The sequence below is a fragment of the Chondromyces apiculatus DSM 436 genome (genome assembly GCF_000601485.1).
Lineage (GTDB): Bacteria > Myxococcota_A > Polyangia > Polyangiales > Polyangiaceae > Chondromyces > Chondromyces apiculatus.
The window spans coordinates 221489-241645 of the sequence record NZ_ASRX01000006.1 but is presented as its reverse complement, the minus strand read 5'-3'; the positions used below and the strand labels follow the sequence as shown (position 1 = coordinate 241645).

The window sequence follows — 20157 nt, the reverse complement described above, 5'->3', positions numbered from 1 at the left end:
CGTGAGTGGTCGCCAGGTCCGCCGCGAGTGGTCGCCAGGTGGGCTCGGAGATGTTTCCGGGCTCACCGCGATGACGGGCTCAGGGCTTGACGAACTTGAGGACGAAGCGGTCGCTCTGGCCGCGCTTGTCGCCCGCGGCCGTGGGCGAGGCGTTCCAGTCGCGGGTGTCGGCAGGGACGCGCAGGAAGCTCGCCTCGGCGGCGAGGCGGAAGCCGGCGCTGGTGATCTCGTCGCGGACGAGCTTCTCCTCGATCCGGTGCAGCGTCTTCACCTCGGTCGATCCGGTGCCGTCACGCCCGCTGTGGTCGACGATGCCGTAGACGCCACCAGGCTTGAGCGCCTTGAAGACGGCGCGGTTCATCGCGCTCCGGTCGACATCCATCCAGTAGGTGTCGTGGTAGAAGAGGATCAGGATCACCGCGTCGAGATCCTTGGCCTCGGGCGGGAGCGGGTCACCGAACTCGCGGTCGACGCGGACCACGGTCTTCATCAACGGCTTGGCGAGCCGCTCGCTCCAGGGCTTCTCGGCGAAGCGCTCCAGGATGAACTTGGCGTTCTGCCCGTAGACGACGCCGCTGGGCCCGACGACGCGCGCGAGCAGCTCGGCGGTGTACCCACCCCCCGCGCCCAGCTCGGCGACCTTCATGCCGTGGTTGATGCCGAAGAACGCGAGCGTCTCCGCGGGATGACGGCCCGCATCGAGCTTGCGATCGGCGTCGGCACGATCGGTGGCGTCGACGGCCTCGCGGATGTACGCCGGCACGTCCACGCGCTCGACGGCCGCGGGCGCCGCGGGGGGCGCGACGCTTGCCTCGGTCGTCCCCGTCGCCGCAGCCGGCGCGGTTGTCGAAGACGCGGCCGTCGAGGGCGGGGGTTCCTGCGGAGATGACGAGGCACAGGCAGCGAGGAGGAGGGTGGCGGGAAGGAGAACGGCGGGGAGGAGCGCCGTGACAGAGCGGGGGCGAAAGCGCATGGGCGCGTTGTAGCGCACGGCGCCCTCGTGCGCATGACGGGGTTCGACGCTTCATGAAACGTCGGGAGCTTCCTCGCTTCCTCGCTTCCTCGCTTCCGGCGCTGCGGCGCTGCGGCGCTGCGGCGCTACGTCGCTGCGGCGTGCGTGGGGCGCTTCGGCGTCACCCGCGAGGTGCGCTGCGCTTCAGCGCTTCTTGCGGCGGGTGGGGCGCTCGGTCGAGGTGGGGACCGGGGTGGGATCGCGGCGCCCGCGGAGGCGCGTGAGCTCGGCTTCCAGCGCGGCGCGGGCGTGCTGCTCGGAGGCAAGGGCGGCGTGGAGGGCGCGCTGCTCGGTCTCGAGCTGACGCTGCCGGGCTTCGGCGGCGGCGCGGGCCTCGGCGTCGGTGGGGAAGAGGTGCTCGCCTTCGGGGCCGGTGGCGAGGCGGACCCGGGTGGTATTGCCTTCACCCACGATGCGCAGCCAGCAGCCGAGGCGCTCGGAGTAGACGCGGTCGTCGTTGGTGGACTCCTCGCGGAGGAAGCCGCGGGTGGTCCGGCGGAAGACCTGCCAGCGGATGCGCTGGGGGCTCTCGTGGTAGTCGGGGTCGAAGACGACGAGCTCGTTGACGCCGAGGCGGCCGTACTTGGCAGGCGCGCCGAGGTAGTCCTTCTGGATGTCCTGGGAGACGACCTCGAAGGCGAACGAGGGGCGCTGCTTGGTCTCCCACACCTTCCAGGCGCCGACGCGGGTCTCGGGGGCGACGCCGGGCAGGACGTACACGTCGGGGGCGATGCCCTCGGAGGGGTTGTACTGCTCCCAGTAGAAGAACTGGTCGGCGCCGACGAAGGCCACCTGGCCGCGCTCCGCCACCCACTTCGCGATGAGCGTGCGCAGCAGCTCCGAGATGAAGCGCTGGAGCGAGCCTTCGCCCACGTCATCCTCGATGGGGTAGACCGTCGGGTCCCGGTCGAGCTGCTTGGCGGCGGCGGCCGACATGGCGGCGAAAGGCTATCATCGCTGTCGCCCCGGGGCGAGGGCGGAGGGAGCGAGGGCGCTCGCGGTGTCCGCGGGGGCTGCGTCGGCAGGGTCGCCTTCCAGGGACGCCGCCTCCGGCTCGGGTGAGGGCGGGCGGCGCGTGAGCTTGGCCTTCGTCCAGGTCCACGCGGCGCGCAGCTCCTCGGGCTGCCAGAGGCACAGGTAGTAGCAGAGGGTCATCGTGGAGAAGTGGCCGACGTCCATGGCCACGAAGATGCCAATGTGGAGCATCACGCCGACGAGCATCCACGGCTTGCGCAGGTCGAAGCGGTTCACCCAGCGGCGGAGGCGGCCACCGCGCTCGCGGGTGTAGCGGCAGTAGAAGACGAGGAAGAGGAGGGGAGCGCTCACTTCCCACATCCAGGTGGTCGCGGTGGCGAGCTGGGTGATGGGGTAGATGCGCGCAGCCCAGGCCATGTCGAAGCGCTGCCAGGCGGGCTGCTGCAAGATGTAATAGAGCGCGGAGTAGTAGCCCGCGGGGAACCAGTAGACGCTCACCTTCTGCAGGCCGGTGGTGCTGTAGACGGCGATGAGCTGGAGGATGGCGAGGTAGCGGGGGAAGGCGCTGATCTCCTCGTCGGAGCGGAAGCGCCCGGTGCGGATGCGGCAGTCGAGCGAGAGGGTGGCCGTGGAGCGCGCGAGGGTGAGCAGCCAGAGGGCGTTGGTGACGAGGATGTCGGAGGAGCCGCTGGTGTTGTGGTTGAGGCGGCTCAGGGCGATGTAGCCCTGCAGGCAGAGGAAAGAGGTGAGGCGCCCGCCGAGGCCGAGGATGAGGAGCACGGCGAGGAGCATGGTGGCGATGAGCACGCTCCAGACCACGTCGGGGCGGGGGCCGCCGAGGAGCGCGATGAGGGGCGGGCCGCTGCCGAGCGCGCGGTAGCCGCCCCACTTCCGGTCGACCCACACCACGTCGAGGATGTCGTAGGCGACGAGGGCGCCGAGGGCGGAGAGGATCACGATGCCGGTCGTGATCCGGAAGAGGGCCATGACGTCGCCGGGCTCGCGCCGGTCGAGGAGGCGCACCCACGCGGCCCAGAGTCTTGCGATGCGCTTCACTTGCGGTGCTTTCGGAGGTCGCGGATCTCGCGCGAGAGGTAAGTGGGCTCGAGGATGGTCTCGCCAGCGCGGGCCTCGGCGGGGGCGGGGGTGCGGTAGCGGAGCTGGCGGACCATCACCTCGGTGGCGTCGGGGAAGTCGTGGGCCGCCTGGTCGGCGATCCAGTCGCAGAAGGTCATGAAGGCGGCGCGCTCGCGCTCCCAGGCGGTCTGGAACATGGCGCGGCGCAGGCGGTAGCGGTTGAGCTGTCCGGCGCGCCAGGTGTGCTCGTCGGAGCGGCTCTGGTAGATGAGGCGCCAGGTGTCGCCCTCGCCGCTCCGGATGGAGACCTCGACGCGCACCGGGTAGCGCTGGGGAGCGACGAAGAGGCGCCAGCTCTGGCGGACGCCGAAGTACTCGGCGTAAGGGCGGAAGGGCGCGTCGGTCTCTCTGCGCACGGCGAGGTAGCGGGTGGCGAGTTCCCAGAGGTGGTCCTCGAGCTCCTTCTGGGTGAGGTCGATCCCGAAGTCCTGGACGCGCTGGGTCCAGAGGCGGAACTCGTTCTGCACGGTGGGGTTGTTCCACGACGAGCGCTGCATGACCGCGCCGGGCGACGGGAACGACAGCACGAAGACGGTGAGCACGTGGAAGGTGACGAGGACCGCGCGGAGGGTGGGCCAGGCCGCGGTCCAGCGTTGCGTCCAACGTTCGGGAATGCGGGCGCGGAGCGCGCCGAGCAAGGACATGGGGCGGAGACTACTACCGCCACGCGGGAGGTGTGGCGTCCGTCGCGCGCGTCCGTTTCAGCGCAGGGCCTGGTCGAGATCGGCGAGGAGATCCTCGGGGGCTTCGAGGCCGACGCAGAGGCGGAGGAGGGCGTCGGGGAGGCCGGCGCGGGCGCGGTCCTCGGGGGTGAGGCCGGCGTGGGAGGCGGTGGCGGGGCGGGTGAGGAGGGTCTCGGGGCCGCCGAGGCTCGGCGCGTGGAGCGGGAGGCGGGCGCGGGCGATGAGGCGGTCGGCGGCCTCGACGCCGCCGCGCAGCTCGAAGCTCAGGACGCCGCCGAAGCCGGAGAACCAGGGGCGGGCGCGGGCGTGATCGGGGTGGCTCTCAAGGCCGGGGTAGTGGACGGCGGCGACGGCGGGGTGGGCTTCGAGGAAGCGGGCCAGGGTGAGTGCGGAGGCGCTCTGATGGCGCACCCGGAGCGAGAGGGTCTTCAGGCCGCGCTGGAGCAGGAAGCAGGCGTGGGGATCGAGGGAACCCCCCAGGTGGTCGAGCAGGTGCTTGGTCTTCTCGACGAGCACCGCGCGGCCGATGAGGGCACCGGCGACGATGTCGGAGTGGCCGTTCAGGTACTTGGTGGCGCTGTGAAGGACGAGGTCGAAGCCGAGGTCGATGGGGCGGAGGTTGACGGGGGTGGCGAAGGTGGCGTCGATGATGGAGACGAGGCCGTGGGCGCGGGCGAACGAGGCGGCCGCGGCGAGGTCGCCGATGCGGAGGAGGGGGTTCGAGATGGCCTCGACGTAGAGGACCCGGGTGGTGGGGCGGAGGGCTGCCTTCCAGGAGGCGGGGGCGCCGGCGTCGATGAAGGTCGCGCCGATGCCGAGCCGGGGGAGGTTGTCGGTGAGGAGCGCGTGGGTGCCGCCGTAGAGTTCGCGCTGGGCGAGGAGGTGGTCGCCGGCGCCGAGCAAGGAGAGGAGCGTGGTGGAGATGGCGGCCATGCCGCTGCCCGTGACGAGGGCCGCCTCGCCGCCCTCGATGGCCGCGAGCTTTGCGGCGAGGGCGAGCTGGTTCGGGGTGTTGTTGAGGCGGATGTAGCGGAGGTCGTGGTAGCCCGCCTCGCCGCGGGCGCGGTCGATGGTGAACGTCGACGACTGGAAGACGGGCATCGCCACCGCGCCGTCTGCGCGCGGCGTGGGCTCACCAGCATGAACAAGGCGGGTCTCGAGGCGATCGTCGGAGGCGCTGTCAACCATGCCCGATCCCTACGCCAGGCGCCGTGCGGAGGGAAAGTCGCGCGGAAATTCGTCCTGGGTTCCTGGTGAGACGATCTGCGAAGACACCAGGGGGTAGCGATCAGCGGGAGCGTAGGGGCCGATAGGCCCCTGATCCAGGGTACGCAGCACCTAGTACGTCATGTAGAGGAACGCGATGCACATCTCGTCCTCGGTGCCCTCACCCCAGGTGGTGGTCTGGTTGCGGGTGCGGGTGTCGTAGCCGCAGGTGATGCGGAGCGTGTCGCCGCCGCGCACGGTGAGCGGGGTCGTGTAGAACGAGTTGCTCTGCCAGTGGAAGTCCCAGTCGTTCACCCGGCCGAGGCAGGTCTCGCCGGAGTCCGTCTCCGCGCGGACGTGCATGGTCCTGCCCAGGGTGTGCATGTGGGGGCCGATGCCGTAGATGGTCACCTCGGGCGCCTGGGCGGGGATGGTGTACTGGTTCGTGGCCTCGGTGAGCTCCTGCCCGGGGGGGAGGTTGAGGTTCAGTGCGGGGAGCGGGGTGACCACGGCCTCCTTCGCGACGGTGGGGGCGAGCTTCAGCTCGACGCGGGTGCGGTCGGGGAAGGCACCGTTCGAGAGGTTGTAGTGCACCTGGAGCACGGCCTTGCGGCCCGCGTTGAGCTTGATGCCGGTGCCCTCGGGGTAGGTGGTCGGCCCGCCACCCGGGGCCCAGCCCACGACCCAGCGGGAATTGACGCCGGCGCCTCCGAAGCAGCGGTAGCCGGGGGTCGCGTCCTCGGCGTCCAGCGCGGCGGCCTCCGCCTCGGCGTTCGCGTTGTCGAGGGCGTAGAGGATGGCGTGGTGCACGACGCGCTGATCGCCGGGCTTCACGTCGGAGGCGATCATGTAGGCGGTCTCGGTGAGGCCAGGGTCGATGATGAAGCAGCGGTAGTCGTCGACGAGGGACTCGTCGGGCGTGTAGTCGAGGCCCATGTCGAAGGTGACGTCGACCCGATCGAGGCCGCCCACGGGCTCGGGGGGCGCGGGGCCGTCCTTCGCGTCGCCCTCGGGCGTGCCGGCCTCGACCCAGGCGCCGATGGTGGCGATCTGCGCGTCGGTCAGCCAGCGGGCGTCGCTGTACGTGTTGCACTCGCCGGTGTTGTCGAGCACGAACGGGGGCATGCGCCGCGCCTCGGTGGCGCTGCGGATGGAGAGAGCGGCCGTCTTGGCCTCCTCGTAGGTGAGCAGCGAGAACGAGGCGATGCCCTCGGCGCGGTGGCAGTTCGCGCAGTTCTCCAGGAGGATCGGCGCGACGTCCTTGTAGTAGGTGGGCCCGTCGCCGGGCTGCTCGGAGGTCGAGCCGTTGGTGGACGAGTTGCCGGTGCTGCCGGGCGTCTCGTCGTCGCCACAGCTCGCGGAGAGCAGGGCGAGCGGGAGGGCCGCGGTGAGGGTGAGGATGCCGCGCCACGTGAGCATGCTGTTTCTCCTGGGCCCCCCACGGCATGGGGGACGTGCGCCCATGGTGCCACGCTTCGTGTGCACCTGCCGGGCGCTTGATGGACACCGGAGGTCCCGCAAAGGTGAAAAGGACCGGGCGCGAAATTCTGCGCAGGCGGTGGAAGGCTGGGGAGGTCGGGAGCAGAGCCCCGGGACCGGAGAAAAAAGTGGTGTGAGGAGAAGGGGGTGTGGTTCGTGGGGCCGGGGTCAGGCGCCGCCGCCCACGCCGCCGCCAGCGCCGCCAGCGCCGCCAGTTCCACCAGCGCCGCCAGTTCCACCAGCGCCGCCAGTTCCACCAGCGCCGCCGACGCCAGCGCCACCTTCACCGCCGGCACCCCCGGTGCCCGGAGCCGGAGGGTCGCAAGCCTGGAAGCGATCGTCGGTGGAGCTGAGCTGGAGCTGACGGCAGGTGGCGTTGTCGGGGCACGCGCGGGCGGCGTCGGTCGTGTTGCAGTAAGGCGTGCAGACACCCTGGGTCTCGCCCTGGAGCATGAAGCAGACGAGGCCGTCGCCGCACGAGGGCTGGCCGAGGACGAGCTGGCAGGTGGCGCCGATGTCGCCCTGTCCGCTGTTCAGACACTGGAACACGCGGTCGCTGTTGGGCCAGCAGGTCTGACCGGCGGGACAGCTCCAGGGGTCTTCGTTGCAGCCGGCGGGGGCGGGGGTCCCGCCGTCGTCGTCACCGCCGCAGGCAGCGGCGAGGCCAAGGGTCAGAAGGGCAAATCCAAGCCAGGCTTTCATGGGCGATCGTCTCCTTGAGGGCGGGGACCATCGCATGCACGCCCGGAAGGTGTCCACATCGGGGCGGTTACGTGGCCTTCAGGCCTGGTGGAGGATGAGCGCGATGAGGCCGAGAGAAGCTTGCTTGCGCACGGAGCCCGCGGTCTGCTCGACGGCGCCGACGCAGAGGGGGCAGCCTGCGGTGCAGCCGCAGCCGACGAGGAGCTTGCGGGCGCGGGCGAGCAGCTCTTCGCGGCGCTCGTAGATGCGCTCGGCGAGGCCGATGCCGCCGGGGGCGTTGTCGAAGAGGAAGAGGGTGGGATCGTAGCCCGGCTGCGGACCGCGGCCGCCTTGCGGGGGGCGGTGGCGCCGGGTGGAGCCGCGCGCGGCGACCTCGTCGCCGCCGAGGAGGTGGGGGATCTCGCTGCTGGCATCGCTCCCGTCACCTTCGCCGGTGCCTTCGGCGTCGCCGAGGGTCTGCCCGAGGTCGCGGGGGTCGCACATCAGGGCGATGGTGGACACGGTCTCGAGCGCGCGGGCGATGCCGCGGAGGCCCTCGATGGCGGCGGGCTTGCCCATGCCGAGGGCGTCGCAGAGGGCCTCGGGGACGGTGAGCCAGAACGAGGTGGTGTGCTTCTGGATGTCGGGGAGGCGCACGTCGCCGTAGCCGGCGTTCTCGTGGGTGTAGAACTTGATCTTCTTGTAGCCCACGATCTTCTCCACGATGCTCACCTCGCCCCAGGCGGCGCTGCCGCGGCCGAGCGGAGCGCTCGCGGTCTCGTCGATGACGGCCACCTTGCGGTTGGTCATGGCCTGGGTGAAGTAGTCGGGGACGACGCGGGTCACGTAGGCCTTGTGGTTCTCGTAGTCGAGGCGCTCCACCTGGTACTGCTCGCCGTCGTGCTGGTAGATGGCCTGCTCGTGGAGCATGGTGGGGGTGGAGCGCCAGTCGAGTTCCGCGATGGTGCGGCCATGGGCCTTGTCGATGATGACGAAGTTGTCCCAGCCGACGGCGCGGAGGCTGACGTGGTTGGCGGGGTAGGCGTCCGTCGCCCAGTGGAAGCGGTCGCCGGACTCGTGGACGACCTGGTGATCGACGAGGAAGCGGAGGGCGGCGGTGGTGTCGTCGGGGGGGAGGACGGCGTAGCGCTCGCCGATGAGGAACGGCAGCTCGAAGGCGGCGCACTTGAGGTGCTGGATGAGGATCTCGGTGTTGCCGGGATCGATGCGCGCGCTCTCGGCCTCGCTGTCGAGGAGTAGCTCGGGGTTTCTGGCGAGGTACTGGTCGACGGGGGCGCTGGAGGCGCAGAGGACGGCGATGCTGCGCGCGCCGCGGCGGCCGGCGCGGCCGAAGCGCTGCCAGGTCTCGGCGATGGAGCCGGGGTAGCCGGCGCAGATCACCGCGTCGAGGTCGCCGATGTCGATGCCCAGCTCGAGGGCGCTCGTGGCGACGACGCAGAGGATGTCGCCCTCGCGCAGGCCGCGCTCGACGCGGCGGCGGGCGTCGGGGAGGTAGCCGCCGCGGTAGGCCATGATGGCTTCCTCGCCGACCTCCTTGCCGACCTCCTCGCGGAGGTACTTGAGCATGATCTCCACGCTGTTGCGCGACTGGCCGAAGATGATGGAAGGGACGCGGGCGCGGGCGAGATCGGCGGCGAGGCGGACGGCGCTCTTCGGGGTGCTGGCGCGGATGCCGAGCTCCTCGTTGACGACGGGGGGGTTGAACAGGAAGAAGCGGCGGGCGCCGCGGGGGGCGCCGGATTCGGTGACGATCTCGAGGTCGTCCTCGGGGACGCCGAGCATGCGGGCGGCGTGCTCGCGGGGGTTGCCGATGGTGGCGGTCGCGCAGAGGAAGGCGGGCTTCGAGCCGTGGAAGGCGGCGACGCGCTGGAGGCGGGCGAGGACGTGGGCGACGTTGGAGCCGAAGACGCCGCGGTAGGTGTGCAGCTCGTCGAGGATGACGTACTTGAGCTTCTGGAAGGTGCGGGCCCAGTGGGCGTGGTGGGGGAGGATCCCGGCGTGGAGCATGTCCGGGTTGGTCATGACGATGGGGCTGCGCTCGCGGGCGGCGCGGCGGGCGTCGCCGGGGGTGTCGCCGTCGTAGACGACGGCGGGGATGCTCAGGCCCGCCTCGCGGATGAGGGCGTGGATGCCGGCCTCCTGGTCACGGGAGAGGGCCTTGGTCGGGTAGAGGTAGATGGCGCTCGCGCCGGGGTCGCTGGCGATGGCGTCGAGCACCGGCAGGTGGAAGCAGAGGCTCTTGCCGCTGGCGGTGGGGGTGGCGACGACGACGTGGCGGCCGGCGCGGGCGGCGGCGATGGCGTGGGCCTGGTGGGCGTAGAGCTGGGTGATGCCGCGGGCTTCGAGGGCGCCGCGCAGGGCAGGGGAGAGGTCGCCGGGGAAGGGGGCGTAGGAGGGCTCGACCGGCGGTAGCTCGCGGTCGGCGGTGAAGCACGGTCGGACGGCGCCGGAGGCGAGCCAGCGGTGGATGACGGCGTCGACGCCGGTCTCGACCTTCCAGGGGGGCGCGGGCATGGCGGCGGATACTAAACGGATGTCCGGTGGAGCCTCAAGGGCACGGGGAGCTGCGGAGGCTGAGCGTGCGGGGGCATGCGTGCAGGGCGCGTGCAGGTTCGGGGACGTGGAGGTGGTGCGCGTGTTGCTTGCTTTCCGGTCCTGACAAGGTCGCGCCGAGCATGGCGTCCCGGCTGCGCTCACGAGGGCAGCAGAACACGGCGGAGGTGGGTGATGACGTGGAGGATCGCGGCAGGGGTGGTGCTGATCGGCGGGCTCGTGGGCTGCGCGGGCGCAGGCGTGGGCGCGCAGGTGGCGTCCCGGGAGATGGTGGTCACCAAGGCCGCGATCGGAGCGGCCGAGGAGGCCGGCGCGAGCGAGGGAGAGCGGGCGTCGCTGCACTTGCGGGTGGCGCGGGAGCGGCTCTACCAGGCGCGCAAGATGATGGAGGCGGGGGACGACGAGGAGGCGGCGGATGTGCTGCGGCAGGCGCGGCAGGACGCGAACCGATCCCTCGCGCTGGTGCAGGAGGAGCAGCGTGAAGGATCCGCGCGCCGGGGATCGCCGACGACGCCGGTGTTCGGGCAGCAGCTCCGTTGAGTGCGGGATCTCCTGTTTCAGCGCATGTCCCGGGGGGAACACGCGACGGGAGCGGGAGCGAGGCCATCCAAGCTCGGCAGTTCAAGAGGTAGCGCGTTCATGTGCTGCATCGCGCGAAGTGGCGCGTGCGTGCGCGTGTGTGAACGAGGGCCACAGGGAGAGATCATGGGTGCACAGACAGGAGTAGCCGTGGCAGCGAGTACGGATCCGAACCCAGGAGGAGAGGGGCCCGGGCAGACGCGGCCCGAGGTGGAGCCGACGAAGCCTCAGCCGGAGGTGACGCCGACGAAGCCGAAGCCTGAGGTGGAGGAGCCGGCGGTCCCGCCGGGGTCGCCGGAGAAGCCCGAGGTGGAGGAGCCGCCGGGCGGGCCGCGTCCCAAGCCGGAGATCGAGCCGGGGCACCCGAAGCCGGAGGTGGAGAAGCCGCCGAAGCCGGATGTCCACTTGCCGGGGCAGAAGCCGGAGATCGAGCCGCCGACGCGGCCGGACATCGATCTGCCGGGGCGCTCGCCGGAGTTCCAGGAGCCACCGGGCAGCCCGATGGTACAGCCGGGTCAGCCGGACGTGCAGATGCCCGGCATGGACCCCATGCGGGGGTGATGAGGTCGGGGCGGGGCGCGTCATGAAGCGCGTCATGCAAGATGCGTCGTGAAGGTGCGCGAGGGGGCTGCCGGGTTTGCCCTGGCAGTCCCCATCGCGTACAAGTCGCGGCATGTCGACGGAGCCCGAGGTGTCCTTGCCTCTCGTATCCACCGAGCCGCACGGGCCGGGACTTCAGGGGCCTGCAGCGCGGGCGAGGCAGCCGGTCGGGGGGCTGATGGAGGACGGGGAGGAGCTGCCGCCCGGGGAGCGGGCGTCGACGCTGTTCCTGGTGGTGGTCGCGGGCCTGTCGTGCGCGGCGGATCTCCTGTCGAAGGGGTGGGCGCAGGCGCGGCTCGCGGGTGGGGTGGATGGCCGGCGCCCGGTGGGCAAGAGCATCACGGTCATCGACGGCTATCTGGACCTCATCTTCGCGCAGAACCCGGGCGGCGCGTGGAGCTTCGCGAGGGAGCTGCCGGAGGGGCTGCGGCGGCCTTTCTTCCTGTTCATCTCGGCGGCGGCGATCGTGTTCATCGTCTCGATCTACCGGCGGGTGCACCGGGATCAGACCTCGATGAAGTGGGGGTTGCCGCTCGCGCTCGGGGGGGCCATCGGCAACCTGGTCGATCGGATCCGGTTCGGGTGGGTGGTCGACTTCATCGATGTGTACTTCCGACGCGGCGCGCAGGAGCATCACTGGCCGACGTTCAACATCGCCGACGTGGCGATCGTGGTTGGGGTGGCGCTGATGGGGGTGAACATGATCACCTCGTCGCGCCGTGCGCGTGCGGGGGAGCCTGCGGCGGAGGGGGAAGCGGAGCAGGCCGGGGAGCCTGCGGCGGGGGTGGTGGAGCCGCATGTGGGGCTGGCGGAGGTGCCCGCGGTGGGGGAGGGCAGTCGGGTCTCCCAGCCGGTCGGGGCGGGCGTCACCGCGGGGCGAGGGGCGCCCGGGGAGCCGCACTCCGCAGCCTGACCCTGCTCCGGGTGCGGGGGCTGCGGGCGTGCCTGGCGCCGCCGTCGAGTTTGTCGTACTGAACGAGCCCCTCATGTCCGACGACGCGCCGCCGCGAGAATCCGAGAAGGTCGACCAGGTCGCGAGCCGCTCTGCACGGCTGCACCCGGGGTATCCGTTCCTGGTCATCGTCTCCGTGCTCACCCTCGCGGCCGATCTTGGCTCGAAGGCGTGGGCCAAGGACCGGCTCGGGCCGCCCAGGCCCTACGCCGAGCGCAAGCTCGAGGTGATCAAGAACCACCTCAACCTGATCTACGCCGAGAATCCGGGCGGTGCTTTCGGGCTCTTCCAGGACGAGAACGAGTCGCTGCGCAGGCCCCTGTTCGTGCTGATCTCGGTCCTGGCGGTGGTGGTCATCGTCTGGCTGTACCGGAAGACGCACCCCTGGCAGTGGACGCTGAAGTGGGGGCTGCCGCTGGTGCTCGGGGGAGCGCTCGGCAACCTGGTGGACCGCATCCGCTACGGGGTGGTGGTCGACTTCATCCAGGTGCACGTCACGAAGTCGTACACGTGGCCGACGTTCAACGTGGCGGACATTGCCATCGTGGTCGGCGTCGGGCTGATGTTCGTCGACATGTTCATCTCGTGGAAGCATGGCGACGCGACGAAGAAGGCCGTGGCCGAGGAGCCCCGCCGCGACGCGCCGGCTGCGGTGACCGAGGCTGCAGGAGAGCGGAAGCCCACGGCGGACGAGGGCTGAGATGCGCCCCGAGCTGTTCCGACTCGACACCATCCAGTGGGGGGAGGTCGGCTTTCCGGCCTACTTCCTGCTGCTCGTCGCGGGCTTCCTGTTTGCCACGGGGATCGGGGCGATGTGGGCGCGCCGGATCGGCAAGGATCCGGACGTGGTGGTTGATCTGGGGCTGGCCTGCATCCTCGCGGGGGTGATCGGGGGGCGGCTCCTCCACGTGATCGCGGATGGTTACTTCTGGGATTACGTGCACCTCTGCACGGACCCGATGCTCGTCGACTGGAGGATCGAGCAGGCGCAGTGCGGGACGGATCGGTTCCCGGGCGTCTGGGATGAGCTGAAGGGGGTGTGTCACCCGAAGAACCGGGACTGCTTCGCGTGGGCGAAGTTCTGGGCGGGCGGGCTGGCGTACTACGGCGGGTTCTTCGGCGCGTCGGCGGCGGCGTGGTGGCTGCTCAAGCGGGACAGGTTCCCGTTCTGGAAAGCGGCGGACATGGCGGGCTTCGCCATCCCGCTCGGCCTGGGTTTCGGGCGGATGGGGTGCTTGCTGGCGGGGTGCTGCTTCGGGCTGCGCACGGACGGGCCGTTTGGCCTGGCGTTCCCGCCGGGGAGTCCGGCGAGCGAGGCGCAGTGGAAGCTACAGGAGCTGGCGGCCGCGCGGATGCCGTCGCATCCGGTGCATCCCACGCAGATCTACGAGTCGGCGGTGTCGTTCGCGATTGCGGCGGTGTGCTTGCTCTGGGTGCACGGGCGGAAGCGGTACGACGGGCAGGTGTTCGTGGCGTTCCTGGCGCTCTACGCGATCGGGCGGTTCGTGCTGGAGTTCCTGCGCGCCGATGATCGGGGTGGGCTCCTGGGGCTGTCGACGTCGCAGCTCATCGGGGTGGTGCTGGTGGGGGTGGCGCTGCTGATCCACCGGCAGCGCGCCGCGAAGGCTGCGAAGGCCGTGCCCGCGGCGGTCTGAGTTTCCCAGGTTCGCCCCAAGTCCTCGGCGCGACGCTCGCAGGAGACTTCCCAGGTTCGTGTCGGGTCCTCCGCTCGACGCTCGCGCGAAGCACCGGGGGTAGCGACCATCGGGAGCGTAGGGGCCGACAGGCCCCTGATTTGCCGTACGCAGTGCACCGGGGGTAGCGACCATCGGGAGCGTAGGGGCCGACAGGCCCCTGATTTGCCGTACGCAGTACCTAGGAGGCGGTGGCTTTGGCTTTGTCGCGCTCGCGGGAGGCGCGGTATTCGGCTTTCTGTTCCTCGGTGGGCTTCTTGCCGAAGAGGTACACGAGGCCGATGGAGAGCAGGTAGAGGAGGCACATCGGGCCGGCCATCACGAGCTGACTGATGACCTCGGGCGGGGTCAGGATTGCGGCGACGATGAAGGCGACGAGCACGAACCAGCGGCCGAAGCGCAGGAGGTGCAGGTAGTTCACCACGCCGGCGATGGAGAGGAAGAGGAGCAGGAGGGGCAGCTCGAAGACGAGGCCGAAGCCGAGCAGGATGAAGCCGATGTACTCCACGTAGTCGCCCATCATCACCGTGGGGGTGATGACGATGCCGCCCTCGCCGACCTGACCGGAGAGGCCGAGGAAGAAGCTGAGGGAGAGGGGGACTGCGGTGTAGTAGGCGAAGGCGGCGCCGCCGACGAAGAGGAATGTCGACGCGGCGACGAAGGGGATGACGAACTTCTTCTCGCGTGCGTACAGCCCGGGCGCGATGAAGGACCAGAGCTGGTAGAAGAGGTAGGGCGAGACGACCAGCGCGCCGCCGATCATCGACAGCTTGAAGTAGACGGAGAAGGGGACTGCGGGGGCGCCGAAGTGCAGCGTGCCCTCGCCAGGGAGACCTTGCTCCTTCCAGGCCACCCGGAAGGGGGTGGAGAGGATGTGCATCAGCTCCTGGTGGTAGTTCCACGTCACCATCGTGGCGACGAAGAAGGCGATGAGGCTGCGTACGAGACGGGAGCGGAGCTCGTCCATGTGCTCCCAGAAGCTCATGGGCTTGTCGGCCTCGGCGTCTTCGCTGTCTTCCTCGTCCTCCTTGCTGGCCGCGGGGGGTGGCTTCTTGGCCGGGGTGGGGACTGTGGCGGCCCTGGGGGCGGTGCCCGGTGCGGGGGTGACCTTCGGGGTGGTGGAGGAAGCGGTGGCGCCGGTGGGCTTGGTCGGGGTCGGCACGGTGCGGTCCTCGCTCACGTCGATGCCCCCTCACCTGTGGCGGGGGCAGGCGTGGTGGTGGTCGCGGCGGTGTCTTTGCCGGTGTCTTTGCCGGTGTCTTTCGCGGTCTCGTTGCCGGGGGTGGATGCGGCCTCGCTGCCGGCGGGCGGGGCGGCGTCGGGGGGAGGGGACCCGGCCGGCGCGAGGGCGGTTGGAGCGGCGCTCGTGACGGGGACGGCGGCGGGCGCGTCTGCGTAGGTCTCGCCTGCGTAGGTCTCGCCTGCGTAGGGCTGCGCGTCGTCGGGGTAGGCCCCGTAGCTGTCGCAGCCGAGGGCCGGGTACTCGCGCTCGCGCAGCGGGGTAGGCCCGTCGTCGTCGTCGTCGTCGTCGTCGGGGATGGGCTGGGCTGCGCGCGCTGGCAGCTTGGGGGCGGCGGAGGCCACGGCGCCGGCGGTGGCGGAGCCGCTCACCGGGGTGACCAGGGTCTCGATCACGTTCACCCGCGAGAGTGACCGCAGCTCGCGGATCTCTCGCTCCAGGCCCTCCTGACGGATGAGGTCATCGATACCGCTCTGGGCGCGGAGGTCGGTGCTCATCCGGCGGAGCTTGGAGACCCAGTGGCCGAGCGTCCGCATCATCTCGGGGAGCTTGCGGGGGCCCACCACGACGACGCCCACGATGACGAGCACCAAGATCTCGCCGAAGCTGAAGCCGAGCACGGGCGCAAGCTAGCGCGGTGAGATGCCGGGATCCACCGTGACCCTCGCCCCCCGGGGCGAGGCCGCCCCCCGCCGGGGCAGGTCGGTGCGGGCGAGCTGCCCGCACGCGGCGCCCACGTCGCCGCCGCCGGAGTAGCGGACGATCGACCCGACGCCGGCTGCGAAGAGCACGTTCCGGAAGGCCTCCATGCGGTCGGAGCGCTGCAGGGCGTCGTCGCCGATGGAGTTGAAGGGGATGAGGCTGATGCGCGGGGGGACCCCGTGGGTCCTGGCGAAGTCGCGGGCCAGGGTGGCGAGGTGACCGGCGTCCTCGTCGGTGTCGTTCTGGCCGAGGAGCAGGGTGTAGGCCCACATGGGCGCGTAGCCGGTGGTGCGGGCGTGCTCGCCGGCGGCAGCGAGCACCTCGGCGAGGGGGTGGGCGCTGTCGATGGGCATCAGCGCGCGGCGGGCGCCGGGCCTCACCGAGCCGAGGGAGACGCCGAGCCGCACGCCGGGGGCCTCTTCTGCGAGGCGGCGGATGCCGGTGGGGAGGCCGGCGGTGCACACGGTGATGTTGCGCCGGTCGATGGCCTGGGCGCTGGGCTCGGAGAGCACCCGGATGGCGCGGAGGACGCGGTCGGCGTTGGCGAGGGGCTCGCCCATGCCCTGGAAGACGATCCCGTGCACGCGGGCGCCGGGGTGCTCCGCCTCGAGGTCGCGGCGGACGAGCCGCACCTGCTCCACGATCTCCCAGGCTTCGAGGTTTCTGGTGAGGCCCATGCGGCCTGTGGCGCAGAAGGCGCAGGCCAGGGCGCAGCCGGCCTGGGAGCTCACGCACACCGCGTAGCGGCCTGCTTTTTCGAGGGGGATGCGGACGCTCTCGATGATGGCGCCGTCGTGCAGGCGGAAGGCGTACTTCACGAACGGGTCGACGGCGCTCGGGCGGCGCTCGACGACCTCGAGGGTGGGCACGTGGCAGCGGGCGCGTGCGGCGTCGAGGGCGGCGCGGCGGATGGTTGCCGGGGCGCGGGTGGGGAGCTCGCCGCGGCGGTGGGCGAGGGACACGATGCGGCGCGCGTCGGCGAGCTCGATGCTGCAGGTGGCTGCGAGTTCGTCGGGCAGCAGGCCTTGCAAGGCGAGGGGCGGGTTCGGTGACGCTTCGATCATGGAGCGCAGAGGGGGATGCCGTGCCAGGACGCCGCTCCCCGCCCCTGATCCAGGGTACGCAGCACGGGGGTAGCGACCATCGGGAGCATAGGGGCCGAAGGCCCCTGAGACAGGGTACGCAGTACCATCGGGAGCGTAGGGGCCGAAGGCCCCTGAGACAGGGTACGCAGTACCAGTACTTGATTCTTGGGGCGCCTCCCAGGACCTTGATGCGGCGTTCGGGACCGGTCTAGGGTCGAGGCAGATGAGGGGAGCGGGGTGAGGGGCACGGCGAGGAGGGGCGGCCTGGTTGCTGCAACGCTCGGAGGGCTGCTGCTCGCGGCTCCGGCGGAGGCGCTGGCGTCGCCGCAGGACGTGCTCGGCTATGGGGCCCGCACCCAGGCCATGGGGGCCACAGGGGCGGCGGTGGCGGAGGGGTACGAGGCTGTTTACGGCAACCCGGCCCTGCTCTCGGCGACCCATGTCCGTCGCCTCACTGTGGGGATGACGGCGGCGACCTTCGACGTGCGCGCCGAGCCTGCGGATGGTGCAGCGGGCGCCACGGGGTTGCCCGACAGTGGCCGCTTGCCTTACGGACCGCTCCGAGGGGGCGTCATTGGTGCCACCTTGCCGGTTCCCTTCGGAGGGTTCCTCACCGACAGGATCACCCTCGGGCTTGGGTTCTTCACGCCGTTCGACGTGGTGGTGCGTGGCCGCATCCTCGACTCCGAGATACCGCAGTACCTGCTTGCGGATCGCGTGCAGTCGGTGGCGGTGCAGGTTGGCGTGGGCGTGGACCTGGGCCGCGGCATCCGGCTTGGTGGCGGGTTCGCGGCGCTCGCGGCGCTGAGCGGCTCGGTGCAGGTGGCGACGGATGCCACGGGGCGCGTGGGGACCGTGGTGGAGAACTCGCTCGTGGCGAGCTACGCGCCCATCGTGGGGGCGAGCTACGACCTCGGCCCGTGGCGGTTCGGCGCGACCTTCCGGGGAGCGCTGGAGGGGCGGTTCAACGTGGTCATCTCCGTCCGCGATCTCGGATCGATCACCGTACCGCCGCTCAGCATCTCGGGGCTCGCGCAGTACGATCCCCTCCAGGTGGCGCTGGAGGTGGCGCGCACGCTCGGCCCCTGGCGGCTGGCGCTGGGCGCGACCTTCAAGCACTGGTCGGCTTACCCGGGGCCGCATGAGGCCACCGTCCGCTGTCCCGTGCTCGACCCCGACACTGGGCTACCGTTCTCCGACCCGTGCGACCCGCTGGTGCCGGAGGATCCCGGCTACAGCGACACCGTGGTTTTGCGCGCGGGGGCGGAGCGCGCCATCCCCCTGCACCCGCGCGTGACGGCCAGGGTGCGCGGGGGCGCGTTCTTCGAGCCGTCACCTGCGCCGGAGCAGACCGGGGAGGCGAACCTCTTCGACAACCACCGGCTGGCGGTGACGCTCGGATACGGCCTCTCGGCGGGGCCGGTGGACCTCGACCTCTTCGGGCAAGCGCACGTGCTCCTCCCGCGCACGCACGACAAGGAAGCGGGGGTGCCCGCCACCAATCCTGGCGCGGCCGGGGTGAGTACGGGTGGGGTGATCGTGGCGGGCGGTCTGACCGCGGGGGTGTCGTTCTGATGCTCCGCGCGGCGCAGCTCGTCTCGATCGCTGCGGCGCTGGCCGCCGCGCTGATCGTGGAGCGCGGGCTGGCGCATGCGCCGGGCGCGTACGGGATTGGCTCGCGCGGGGCGGCCATGGCCAGCGCGGTCGCGGCGGACGCCACGGACTTCTCGGCGGGCTACTACAACCCTGCCGGCCTCGTGGGCGCGACGGGGCTCTCGCTCTCCCTCGGCTACGCGTACACCTCGAACGACCTGCGCATGAATGGCGCTCCGAGCGGCACGCGGGACGTGCATGGACTGGCCGGGGGGCTCGTGGCGCCGGGCGCGGTCGCGGGGATCCCGTTCGCGTTCGGGCTGTCCACCTTCATCCCGGACGAGGGGCTCTCCCGCATCAAGGCGCTCCGGCAGGAGACGCCGCGCTGGGAGCTCTACGACGACCGCCTCTCCATCCTGTTCCTGGCGGCGAACCTGGCGGTCCGTCCGTTCCCGTGGCTCGAGGTGGGCGGCGGCCTCGCGTTCCTCGCCTCCACGCGCGGAGGGTTCCAGGTGACGGGGCGCGCCAGCGTGCTGTCACCCTACGAATCGAAGCTCGAGCACGAGGTCGACGCCGATCTCACCACCATTCGTTACCCGCAGCTCGGGTTGCGTGTGAAGGCGGGGGATCTCGGGTTCGTGGGGCTCACTTACCGCGGCGAGGCGCAGCTCCCCCTGTCGATCGACGCGAACCTCGATGGCGTGATCGACTTCGCCGGGGTGGAGGTACCGCTCGCCTACGCGCTGGAGTCGCGCACCATCGATGGGTTCCTGCCGCAGCAGGTGGTCCTCGGCCTGAGTTTTCAACGCATCGAGCGGCTCAAGATCAACGTGGACCTGACCTGGGTGAACTGGTCGGCTTACGAGAGCCCGGTGGCGCGGACGAGGGCGCACCTCGCGGTGGAGACGCCGCCGGGGCTCGACATCGACCTGCCCGAAGATCCCCGCCCGACCGTGGCGATCCCGCTCGAGTTCCGGGACCGCTTCGTGCCACGGGTGGGCGTCGAGTATGTGTGGCCGGTGGCGGGGCCGATGCGCCAGATCTCCGGCGAGGCGACGCCGCGCCGCGCGCTGGAAGTGCCGCTGCGTGCCGGGTACGTGTACGAGCGCTCGCCGATTCCGCCGCAGACCGGCGCCACCAACTACGTGGACGTCGACCGGCACACGATGTCCCTCGGCGCAGGCCTGTGGTGGAACCGCCCGGGGGCCGTGCTGCAAGGAGCGCTGCGCCTCGACGTGCACGGCCAGCTCTCCGTGCTGCCCGAGCAGGTGACCGAGAAAGCGAACCCCGCCGACTTCATCGGCGATTTCCGGGCGGGGGGCACCATGATCAGCGCGGGTGGGACGCTGACTGCCGCATTTTGAATCCCACGGGCACCTCGCCTGCGAGAGAACACGCGCGGGCGTGCTGGTCGTGTGATTGCAGAGCTCACGACCGCCTTTCCAGGATTCACGTGGAAGCCATCCGTTGCGCCTGGCTGTGGGGCTTCGGCCGATTGCGGCTGGCGTGCCGCCCCTGATGCCCGGAAATGTGCCCCTGTCGGGTTCCTCGCTGCAGGGGCGGTCGCCCTGCAGGCGACCCGGAGCATTCCGTTGTGGTTGCGCGTGGGAGGTCGCGGGGTACGCTTGCCTCGGTGGGTGTGGAACGTCAGAACACCCCGCGAAGTGACCGAGGTGACGCGCGTAAGCAGGGGCCACACAGCCCGCACCTTCTCGGACGACGAGGCGATGGAACGATGGAACGAGCAGGGAACAGGCGGCGGTGAACGATTGCGGTTCGGAGCGATTGAGGAAGAAAGTGATCGTGAGCCTCGGTTTGCCGGTGACAATTTTTCGGACGCATGACTAATCTGCACCATGCCCTCCCCCGCGCACACCTCGAGCCGGTCTCCACGAGTCCGACGCGGGGGCAGCCCAGCCGGGGATACGAGGCAGGGTCGCCACGCCTGGTGTTTCTGAAAGGGAT

At 70.9% G+C, this 20157-nt stretch carries 18 protein-coding genes; 7 read left to right on the top strand and 11 right to left on the bottom strand.

The window, feature by feature from the left end; all coding sequences use genetic code 11:
- Nucleotides 1–79: 79 nt before the first annotated feature.
- From CAP_RS05515 to CAP_RS05480, 8 genes are all read right to left on the bottom strand, one after another.
- The gene (locus CAP_RS05515; RefSeq protein WP_044236947.1) at nt 80–973 is read right to left on the bottom strand and encodes a class I SAM-dependent methyltransferase; all 894 of its coding nucleotides are present in this window, start codon (nt 971–973) and stop codon (nt 80–82) included.
- A gap of 183 nt (nt 974–1156) precedes the next feature.
- Complete coding sequence (locus CAP_RS05510; RefSeq protein ID WP_063748642.1) at nt 1157–1948, bottom strand: Uma2 family endonuclease; 792 nt, start codon at nt 1946–1948, stop codon at nt 1157–1159.
- Between the two features lie 15 nt (nt 1949–1963).
- Entirely contained in the window at nt 1964–3043 is a 1080-nt protein-coding gene (locus CAP_RS05505) for an HTTM domain-containing protein (RefSeq protein ID WP_044236776.1), read from the bottom strand.
- The gene (locus tag CAP_RS05500; RefSeq protein WP_044236774.1) at nt 3040–3768 is read right to left on the bottom strand and encodes a hypothetical protein; all 729 of its coding nucleotides are present in this window, start codon (nt 3766–3768) and stop codon (nt 3040–3042) included. Before CAP_RS05500 ends, CAP_RS05505 begins: the two co-directional genes overlap by 4 nt.
- Before the next feature lie 57 nt (nt 3769–3825).
- Nucleotides 3826–4995, bottom strand: a complete 1170-nt coding sequence (locus tag CAP_RS05495) for a trans-sulfuration enzyme family protein (RefSeq protein ID WP_044236772.1) — start codon at nt 4993–4995, stop codon at nt 3826–3828.
- 150 nt (nt 4996–5145) lie between these two features.
- Nucleotides 5146–6432 (bottom strand): monooxygenase, encoded by a 1287-nt coding sequence (locus tag CAP_RS05490; RefSeq protein ID WP_052374233.1) that lies wholly within the window; start codon nt 6430–6432, stop codon nt 5146–5148.
- 228 nt (nt 6433–6660) lie between these two features.
- A complete protein-coding gene (locus tag CAP_RS49915) occupies nt 6661–7194 on the bottom strand; it encodes a hypothetical protein (RefSeq protein WP_063748641.1) in 534 nt (177 codons plus the stop codon).
- Between the two features lie 78 nt (nt 7195–7272).
- Nucleotides 7273–9708 carry a DEAD/DEAH box helicase gene (locus tag CAP_RS05480; protein ID WP_044236770.1) on the bottom strand — a complete coding sequence of 812 codons (2436 nt, stop codon included), beginning with the start codon at nt 9706–9708 and terminating at the stop codon, nt 7273–7275.
- Nucleotides 9709–9921: 213 nt separating this feature from the next.
- On the opposite strand from CAP_RS05480, the gene CAP_RS05475 reads away from it, so the two are divergent.
- From CAP_RS05475 to CAP_RS05455, 5 genes are all read left to right on the top strand, one after another.
- Nucleotides 9922–10287 (top strand): DUF4398 domain-containing protein, encoded by a 366-nt coding sequence (locus CAP_RS05475; protein ID WP_052374231.1) that lies wholly within the window; start codon nt 9922–9924, stop codon nt 10285–10287.
- 189 nt (nt 10288–10476) lie between these two features.
- Entirely contained in the window at nt 10477–10887 is a 411-nt protein-coding gene (locus tag CAP_RS05470; protein ID WP_156040508.1) for a hypothetical protein, read from the top strand.
- Between the two features lie 112 nt (nt 10888–10999).
- Nucleotides 11000–11839, top strand: a complete 840-nt coding sequence (gene lspA / locus CAP_RS05465) for a signal peptidase II (RefSeq protein ID WP_081864582.1) — start codon at nt 11000–11002, stop codon at nt 11837–11839.
- A 73-nt stretch (nt 11840–11912) separates the two neighbouring features.
- Nucleotides 11913–12578 carry a signal peptidase II gene (lspA, locus tag CAP_RS05460; RefSeq protein WP_063748640.1) on the top strand — a complete coding sequence of 222 codons (666 nt, stop codon included), beginning with the start codon at nt 11913–11915 and terminating at the stop codon, nt 12576–12578.
- A 1-nt stretch (nt 12579) separates the two neighbouring features.
- A complete protein-coding gene (locus tag CAP_RS05455) occupies nt 12580–13533 on the top strand; it encodes a prolipoprotein diacylglyceryl transferase (RefSeq protein WP_044236768.1) in 954 nt (317 codons plus the stop codon).
- 220 nt (nt 13534–13753) lie between these two features.
- Here the strand turns inward: CAP_RS05455 and tatC are convergent, their stop codons facing one another.
- From tatC to rlmN, 3 genes are read right to left on the bottom strand one after another with little or no spacing between them, the layout of a single operon-like run.
- Nucleotides 13754–14752, bottom strand: coding sequence for a twin-arginine translocase subunit TatC (tatC, locus tag CAP_RS05450; RefSeq protein ID WP_231511131.1), 999 nt, complete (start codon nt 14750–14752; stop codon nt 13754–13756).
- On the bottom strand, nt 14749–15432 hold the full coding sequence (gene tatB / locus CAP_RS43785) for a Sec-independent protein translocase protein TatB (RefSeq protein ID WP_052374226.1): 684 nt from the start codon (nt 15430–15432) through the stop codon (nt 14749–14751). Before tatB ends, tatC begins: the two co-directional genes overlap by 4 nt.
- Before the next feature lie 9 nt (nt 15433–15441).
- Entirely contained in the window at nt 15442–16578 is a 1137-nt protein-coding gene (rlmN, locus tag CAP_RS05440) for a 23S rRNA (adenine(2503)-C(2))-methyltransferase RlmN (protein ID WP_269324132.1), read from the bottom strand.
- A gap of 258 nt (nt 16579–16836) precedes the next feature.
- On the opposite strand from rlmN, the gene CAP_RS05435 reads away from it, so the two are divergent.
- Complete coding sequence (locus CAP_RS05435; protein ID WP_044236766.1) at nt 16837–18174, top strand: OmpP1/FadL family transporter; 1338 nt, start codon at nt 16837–16839, stop codon at nt 18172–18174.
- A complete protein-coding gene (locus tag CAP_RS05430) occupies nt 18174–19556 on the top strand; it encodes an OmpP1/FadL family transporter (RefSeq protein ID WP_044236764.1) in 1383 nt (460 codons plus the stop codon). Before CAP_RS05435 ends, CAP_RS05430 begins: the two co-directional genes overlap by 1 nt.
- The last annotated feature ends 601 nt before the right edge of the window (nt 19557–20157 follow it).

Bases quoted from the DNA above. Each gene is read 5' to 3' on its own strand.
- CAP_RS05515 (WP_044236947.1), bottom strand. From the start codon at position 973: ATGCGCTTTCGCCCCCGCTCTGTCACGGCGCTCCTCCCCGCCGTTCTC.
- CAP_RS05510 (WP_063748642.1), bottom strand. From the start codon at position 1,948: ATGTCGGCCGCCGCCGCCAAGCAGCTCGACCGGGACCCGACGGTCTAC.
- CAP_RS05500 (WP_044236774.1), bottom strand. From the start codon at position 3,768: ATGTCCTTGCTCGGCGCGCTCCGCGCCCGCATTCCCGAACGTTGGACG.
- CAP_RS05495 (WP_044236772.1), bottom strand. From the start codon at position 4,995: ATGGTTGACAGCGCCTCCGACGATCGCCTCGAGACCCGCCTTGTTCAT.
- CAP_RS05490 (WP_052374233.1), bottom strand. From the start codon at position 6,432: ATGCTCACGTGGCGCGGCATCCTCACCCTCACCGCGGCCCTCCCGCTC.
- CAP_RS49915 (WP_063748641.1), bottom strand. From the start codon at position 7,194: ATGAAAGCCTGGCTTGGATTTGCCCTTCTGACCCTTGGCCTCGCCGCT.
- CAP_RS05480 (WP_044236770.1), bottom strand. From the start codon at position 9,708: ATGCCCGCGCCCCCCTGGAAGGTCGAGACCGGCGTCGACGCCGTCATC.
- CAP_RS05475 (WP_052374231.1), top strand. From the start codon at position 9,922: ATGACGTGGAGGATCGCGGCAGGGGTGGTGCTGATCGGCGGGCTCGTG.
- lspA (WP_081864582.1), top strand. From the start codon at position 11,000: ATGTCGACGGAGCCCGAGGTGTCCTTGCCTCTCGTATCCACCGAGCCG.
- lspA (WP_063748640.1), top strand. From the start codon at position 11,913: ATGTCCGACGACGCGCCGCCGCGAGAATCCGAGAAGGTCGACCAGGTC.
- CAP_RS05455 (WP_044236768.1), top strand. From the start codon at position 12,580: ATGCGCCCCGAGCTGTTCCGACTCGACACCATCCAGTGGGGGGAGGTC.
- rlmN (WP_269324132.1), bottom strand. From the start codon at position 16,578: ATGATCGAAGCGTCACCGAACCCGCCCCTCGCCTTGCAAGGCCTGCTG.
- CAP_RS05430 (WP_044236764.1), top strand. From the start codon at position 18,174: ATGCTCCGCGCGGCGCAGCTCGTCTCGATCGCTGCGGCGCTGGCCGCC.